The following is a 6,422-nucleotide window of genomic DNA, read 5'->3' as shown; positions in this document are numbered from 1 at the left end:
GCATCCCGGATATGGTTTAGATAGGGTTTATGAGCATTGATGAAATCTCTTCGCCTTGTCGGAATGTTGCAACATAACGTCGGAGAAAGAAGAAAAAGGCTGTTTAAAACAGGCGTGACACGTTTTTATCCCCTCGTTGGTTTGAATGTAGACCTTGGGTTTATATGAAAGTAGCTTACTTTGCAGTAGTAAAATGGCAAAACCTTTAAAACCTATATTATGATACTATTAAGAAAAATGCACAGTCATGTATGGAATACTTTTATTTTATCAGCTATCCTGCTCAGTTCTTGTTGTCCGCCTCCTGTTGATGATGAAGTTTATATAAATATTTATCAGAATATGTCGATAGAAACGATTCTTGTTGAGAATGTGACTGACACCTGTTATCGTAGAAGTCCGGAGTTCTTCTTTGCTAATTCTGCGATGTTTGACAAAGAACCACGCGGGAAATTTCTGCTCCATGCGCATGGCTACGCATGTAAAGTAGATAGCGGTAATATGCTGGCTACGCTGGCCGAAGTAGCTTGGCACATGGGGATGGAGCGGAACGGGGATCTGGTTCGCATAGACTTCGACTCATTAATTGTAAAGGATGATAATGAGAGTAGACTCAGCGCCGACTATGCACGAGCCATGTCTATGGAGAATACCCCGACCTACATCGTAGAAATCAGTAAAACGCAAAGTGCTCCATCGCCTGTCAGAATGGAAAAAGGCATGATAGGATTTGGCTCATGGGATACGGAGGTAGAGTTTAAGGATATTCGGATAGAGGCGGATGGAAAAAACATTCATTATGATGTGTCCTGTTGCCGAGCCGATAGCGGGGAGTGGAAAGTGCGGGATGGCATTCTGATGCAGACTTCCAGACAACTGCGTACCAGAGCCGTTTTGCCCGATTTCATCGGGAATGAATATGTACTTACGTTCAAGGCACGGCGCACAAAAGGCAATGAGGGCTTTTTTCTCTATTATGGTGTATCGGTGAACGGGAAAAAGGGATATTGTGTCAATGTGGGAAGATGGGGTAACCGCTTCATTAATATCGAAGATATGAAGGGTGAGGTAGTGACCAAGATATTGCCTTGGCATCTGAAGAATAGTCGTTGGTATGATGTGAAATTGGTGAGTACGTCCAAGGGTGTGGAGTTTTATGTGAATGGGAGATTGGTGGTCGGTTATAAGCCGGTCATGCCCCGGCAGTTTTATGCTGCCGGATACGATGGAGAGGCGGGAGAGATAGTGGTAAAGGTGGTTAATGCGGCAAATGCTCCTTATAAAGTAAGGTTCCATCTTGTGGGAGGCGCACGGGTTGAGACGAAAGGACATGTGCTTACATTGGCGGCCGCTACCGGCATGGACGAGAATACGGCAGAGGAGCCTAAACGTATTTATCCGCGTGAGAGTGAATTCCGGGAGTTTGGAGAGTTGTTTGATTACGAATTCCTTCCTTTCTCTTATTCGGTAATGAGAATAAAAACACAAAAAAGAAGATGACAATGAAGAAGATTCTTTCAATAATAGCCCTTTCCATCGCAGTAATGGCTTGTGGCGGCAAGACGAATTTAGAGACGGCACTGATACAGGCAGGTGATAATCGCGCGGAGTTGGAAAAGGTGTTAAATCACTATGCTGTGGATTCGCTGAAGTATAAGGCCGCCTGTTTCCTGATCGAGAATATGCCCTATCATTACTACTATACGGGCGAAGAGGTGAATTATGAAAAACAATTTTTCAAGATGCTTCATGAAACGGCTTTGTCGCCCGAAGTGATTGCGGATTCCCTGAACCGTGGGAGAATGAACGAACAATTTGGTAGGACAGAGTTGAAGTATGATATTCGGGAGGTGGATTCCGTCTATTTGGTTCACAATATAGACTGGGCATTCAAGGTCTGGCGTGAGCAGCCTTGGGGCAAGAAGGTTTCTTTTGAGAACTTTTGTGAGTATGTGCTTCCTTATCGCGTGGGGGATGAATGTCCGGTGGAATGGCGCGAACGGCTTTACGATAAATATAATTCTCTGTTGGACAGCATTCGTCTTAAACCCGAGAGTGTTTTCCCCTGGATTGTGGCGGATGCACTGCTGGATTCTTTGAAGAAACGTTCTCCCCGTTTTGTTTCTTATTCTTATGCCAAACATAGCGCAGGGCCGGAAATTGCGGACTGGCTGTCCGGTAACTGTGAAGATTTGGCGGATGCGTTTACTTACATCTGTCGCTCTCTGGGCATTCCGAGTGGTTGTGATGAAATGCTGATGCGTGGTGATAACAATGTGCCCCATTACTGGAACTTTGTACCGGATGATCATTGCGACGCTTTCTTCTGCTCGCTTCTCTATCCCGGTCCTCTTATCCAATCGCACACTTACGACGCACCCCGGGGAAAGGTTTATCGCCGGATGTTCAGTATCAACCGGGACATGATGAAAATGATGAGCCAACCGCCGGAGAAAATACATCCTACTTTCCGCTATCCGTTGATGCTGGATGTAACAGATATTTATTCTGATTGCGAACAGACGATCTGCATCCCTGAGTCACGCTTTCTTATCCGGCCGGAGCGGGATGAGCTTATCTATTTATGTCTTCCTTCACACATGGAGTGGGTTCCGGTAGCCGTCAGTAAGTATAGGAATGGACAGGTAAGTTTTGAAAATGTCGATGGAAACGCTGTTTTTTGCCTGTCCTCTTACCGTGATAAACAGTTGGTGCCCATGACTGTTCCTTTTTGGGCTCATAAGGAATTGAGTTATTTCCGATATTTTGGTAACGGAGAGGGGGAGGAACGGGTTACGATTCTTCATAAGTTCAACCTGTTTATTGAACCATTCATCGACCGTATGGTGGGCGGGGTATTCGAAGGCAGCAATGATGCGGGATTCCGGACAAGAGATACTTTGTTTGTGATTGAAGAGAAGCCCGTACGGCTTCAGAATGTGGTTTATGTCAGTAATCCGAAAGAGTATCGCTATTTGCGCTACTACGGACCTGCGGGTAGCTACTGCAACGTTTCGGAAGTCGGGTTTTACAGGGATCCGAATGATATGGTTCCGTTGCAAGGAAGGGTGATAGGTACACCGGGAAGTTTCGGGGGCGATAAAGGGCATTGGTATATGAGTGCCTTTGATGGTGACCCATACACTTCTTTTGATTATAACCAGCCGGATGGCGGTTGGGCAGGAATTGATTTGGGAAAATCTGTTTCGGTTGGTAAGATAGTCTTTACTCCGCGAAATCGCGTTAATTTTATTCGCCAAGGCGATAAGTACGAACTTTTCTATGCCGGAAAGGGAGGCTGGATTTCTGCGGGAACTACGGTGGCTAATTCCGATTCACTGGTTTATAATGTTCCTAAAGGGGCGTTACTTTATCTGAAAAATCATTCGGGTGGGGTAGATGAACGGATCTTTGAGTATGTGGATGGGGAACAGGTGTTTTGGTAGTAGCAGATAATGATAAGTCATAAAATAGAATTGGATTATGAATAGAAAAAACGCTTTTGGTAGAGTTCTGCTGATAGTATCATTGATAGCGACTTTGTGTTTATCAATAGATATTATTTATGGATATCTGACGAAGGAGCGGAGCTGGAATGAGCAAATGCGTACTTCCCTTGTCGGTGTATTGGAAGATAGTATGGAGAAACGTGGAAAAGAAGATGTGTATATAGTATCACATTCCTATAGCAGAAGAGATTTTAAAGATGATAGCCCGAAGATAGTTACAATGGATGTAGGAGAAGGCCCTAAAGAATATATTGTACCTGCCTATAAGCATTATAATAATATAGCGGAGAATCCTACAGAGAGACTTTTCGACAGTGTTATATTGGAAGAACAACCTTTAGCGGCAGATTCTTTGAATATGCTGTGGGATAGACTTTTGGTTAAAAACGGTATCTCTGGTACTGGCAATATACGTGTTTCAGTCACAGATTTATCGGAGAATATATCTATGACTTATGCAAAAGATACTCGCTATCTGCCTCTATCAGATAGCTTGTTCTCTTATTACATAGGCTATCGCTGTGAAGTCGAGGTGACGGCTTTTGCGTCGCCTTTTAATTATTGGCGTAGTATGACTTTATGGGACTGGATGGAAATCTTCTTTCTTTTGTTGTCCGTTGTGTTTTTCTTCTGGATTTGGACTGTTTATAACAGACGTTCTGTTGATGCTTGCGAACATGATAATTTCGGAAGCGTAGCTGCTGAGGAAGAAGAGTTGGTGGTTGTCTTGAAAGAAACTGTGTCCTGTATCTATCAACTGGGAGATGATGTTTTGTTTGATCCGGCAGATAGACTGTTGAAGAAGGGAAATCAAATAAAGAGTTTATTGCCACAGGTTTCCGCTTTATTACTTGGGCTTTTAGAGGCTGACGGGTATTGTATGTCTATATCGGATATTTGCCTGTTGTTATGGCCGGATGGCAGTGGACGTTCTGAACGGGTACATACTGTTGTAGGACGGCTTCGCTCTTCTTTGGCTGAAATGTCATCGCAAATTTCAGTTATCAGCGGAAATTCGAAGTATCAGTTGAAAATAGCCCATTCCATCGAAGAAAAGACACCGTTGGATGATGTTTTGTAGAATTAGTGAAAATCTAACATAATCTTACAAAACCTATCAAATTCATCAAATATAATGTCTGACAGGTTTTGTCAGACGTTATATTTGTTTTTATGCTCTTTGGACTGCTACCTTTGTGAGGAATCAAATGGAATTATTGGTTAAATGAAAAATATGAAAAGAAAGTTTTGCTTGCAGATATGTCACTTCTGGTTATGACGATTGTCTGCTATGGCTCTTTTCATGAGGAAAAGACTGAAAGTGCTTTGCTAATGGAAAATATTGAAGCATTGGCGGGAGGAGAAAGCCATGTTCCTATGCATTGTGTAGGTTCTGGGACAGTTGATTGTCCGATAAATCATGAGAAAGTTAAAATTGTAGCAACCGGTTATAGCCTTGAAGACTTGTACTAACATATTGCTAATAGTGCTTCTTGTCTCGGCATGTGCCTCTGCGCCTGAGAAAGGAATTCCTTATAATGACTTTCCAGTTACGGAACAGTTATCTGGACAAACTGTACCATTAGATACTGCCATATTTCGTTTCCCTTATCGGATTCGGGTACAGGGTGATACCGTAGCTATACTGGATTTGCATGCTTCGGAGCACTTCATTCAGCTTTTTCATTATCCTGATTTCTCATATATAGCTTCTTTGGGCAGGCGCGGAGATTCACCGGAAGATATGCTTTCTGCCGAGAATCTCCGTTGGGATGGAAATTCATTGTGGATGTTAGATGCAAATAAATCGCAATTAACCAGGTATAGTTTGTCTTTATCCGGCGACTCACTCCTTCGTGAGGAAGTGGTGAGTCTGGATAAAGAAATTCTCCGGGCATTAGACTTTGTGGTATATGATGATTCTACTTTTATCGTTCCTGATTATTCAGGAGAAAGTCGTTTTTGTTGGATAAACCGAAAGGGTAAGCTACTGCGCAAGATGGGAGAGATTCCTTCTGTTAATGAAGAGGTTTTGAGGCAGGCTCGTCCTGCTTTGGCACAGGCATGGCGTAGTTTCATTGATTATAATCCTCGGAATGGAGTTTTGGCGGCTGTTACTCAATTGGGAGAAGTTCTTGAAATCTATAACTTGAAAGATAGTACACATGTGGTTCGTATTGGTCCGCATGGCGAGCCGAAGTTCAAAGTTGCGGAAGGCTATGGTATTCCTACGGGAATTATGGGGTTTTGCGATGTGCAGGTGACGGATAGTGCTATCTATGCGGTGTTTCAGGGACGTACATTCAAGGAGATTACAGAAGCGACACAGAGAGGGGATATGACGGATGGAGGATGGTATGTATATGTGTTTAGTCTGGAGGGGGAGCCGTTGAGGAAATATGAGTTGGATCATGCTATTTATGGTATGTTTGTGGATGGTCAGTTTAGGACTCTTTTTGTTGTAGATATAAATAAGGATGAGCCAATGGTGAAGTTTTGTTGTAATAAAGAAAAGTATACTTTAGGTAAATAGTGCAAACTATTGATATAAAAATAATTAATAAAAAGTTATCATGATGAAAAAATTAGTATTTATTGGTTTAGCTGTCTTGGTTGTGACAGTGGTTTGTTATGACGTGTATGTAATGCATAATAAAAATTATGGATTGACGGATTTGGTACTGCCTAATGTAGAGGCTTTGGCAGAATATGAATCAGATATGGCTGATCCATTAAGATTAAAAAAATGTTATCTATATGCCGGCACTGATTTGCTTCCCGATGAACCTGCAGAAATTGTCGTAAAATGTAATGGCTGTGCTACGGTGAAATCTACCATGCATGTGGGTGATGCCCATTGTATAGGTTCACAAATAATATACTGAAAAATGTTGCTTATTTAGTGAGAAATGT

6 protein-coding genes are annotated in these 6,422 nt (G+C 42.5%); all 6 read left to right on the top strand.

All coding sequences use genetic code 11. The annotated features are described in order from the left end of the window. Nucleotides 1-219 precede the first annotated feature (219 nt). The 6 genes from BACCELL_RS07535 to BACCELL_RS07510 all read left to right on the top strand — a co-directional run bounded on the left by BACCELL_RS07535 (nucleotide 220) and on the right by BACCELL_RS07510 (nucleotide 6,394). Entirely contained in the window at nucleotides 220-1,500 is a 1,281-nt protein-coding gene (locus BACCELL_RS07535) for an alpha-L-arabinofuranosidase C-terminal domain-containing protein (protein ID WP_007211074.1), read from the top strand. 2 nt (nucleotides 1,501-1,502) lie between these two features. After that, nucleotides 1,503-3,446, top strand: a complete 1,944-nt coding sequence (locus BACCELL_RS07530; protein WP_044153686.1) for a transglutaminase-like domain-containing protein — start codon at nucleotides 1,503-1,505, stop codon at nucleotides 3,444-3,446. Between the two features lie 37 nt (nucleotides 3,447-3,483). Further along, nucleotides 3,484-4,590 carry a winged helix-turn-helix domain-containing protein gene (locus BACCELL_RS07525; RefSeq protein WP_007211072.1) on the top strand — a complete coding sequence of 369 codons (1,107 nt, stop codon included), beginning with the start codon at nucleotides 3,484-3,486 and terminating at the stop codon, nucleotides 4,588-4,590. 251 nt (nucleotides 4,591-4,841) lie between these two features. Further along, complete coding sequence (locus BACCELL_RS07520; RefSeq protein WP_487042765.1) at nucleotides 4,842-4,982, top strand: hypothetical protein; 141 nt, start codon at nucleotides 4,842-4,844, stop codon at nucleotides 4,980-4,982. Continuing rightward, nucleotides 4,966-6,042, top strand: a complete 1,077-nt coding sequence (locus BACCELL_RS07515) for a BF3164 family lipoprotein (protein ID WP_081450797.1) — start codon at nucleotides 4,966-4,968, stop codon at nucleotides 6,040-6,042. The genes BACCELL_RS07520 and BACCELL_RS07515 overlap by 17 nt, the downstream gene beginning before the upstream one ends. A 40-nt stretch (nucleotides 6,043-6,082) precedes the next feature. After that, a complete protein-coding gene (locus BACCELL_RS07510; protein WP_007211069.1) occupies nucleotides 6,083-6,394 on the top strand; it encodes an NVEALA domain-containing protein in 312 nt (103 codons plus the stop codon). Nucleotides 6,395-6,422: the final 28 nt, after the last annotated feature.

The organism is Bacteroides cellulosilyticus DSM 14838 (assembly GCF_000158035.1).
In the GTDB taxonomy this organism is placed as follows: domain Bacteria; phylum Bacteroidota; class Bacteroidia; order Bacteroidales; family Bacteroidaceae; genus Bacteroides; species Bacteroides cellulosilyticus.
This window is presented reverse-complemented; position numbering and strand designations above follow the sequence as displayed.

Excerpts from the sequence above, each read along its gene's own strand:
- BACCELL_RS07535 (WP_007211074.1), top strand. The coding sequence starts at position 220 with ATGATACTATTAAGAAAAATGCACAGTCATGTATGGAATACTTTTATT.
- BACCELL_RS07530 (WP_044153686.1), top strand. The coding sequence starts at position 1,503 with ATGAAGAAGATTCTTTCAATAATAGCCCTTTCCATCGCAGTAATGGCT.
- BACCELL_RS07525 (WP_007211072.1), top strand. The coding sequence starts at position 3,484 with ATGAATAGAAAAAACGCTTTTGGTAGAGTTCTGCTGATAGTATCATTG.
- BACCELL_RS07520 (WP_487042765.1), top strand. The coding sequence starts at position 4,842 with ATGGAAAATATTGAAGCATTGGCGGGAGGAGAAAGCCATGTTCCTATG.
- BACCELL_RS07510 (WP_007211069.1), top strand. The coding sequence starts at position 6,083 with ATGATGAAAAAATTAGTATTTATTGGTTTAGCTGTCTTGGTTGTGACA.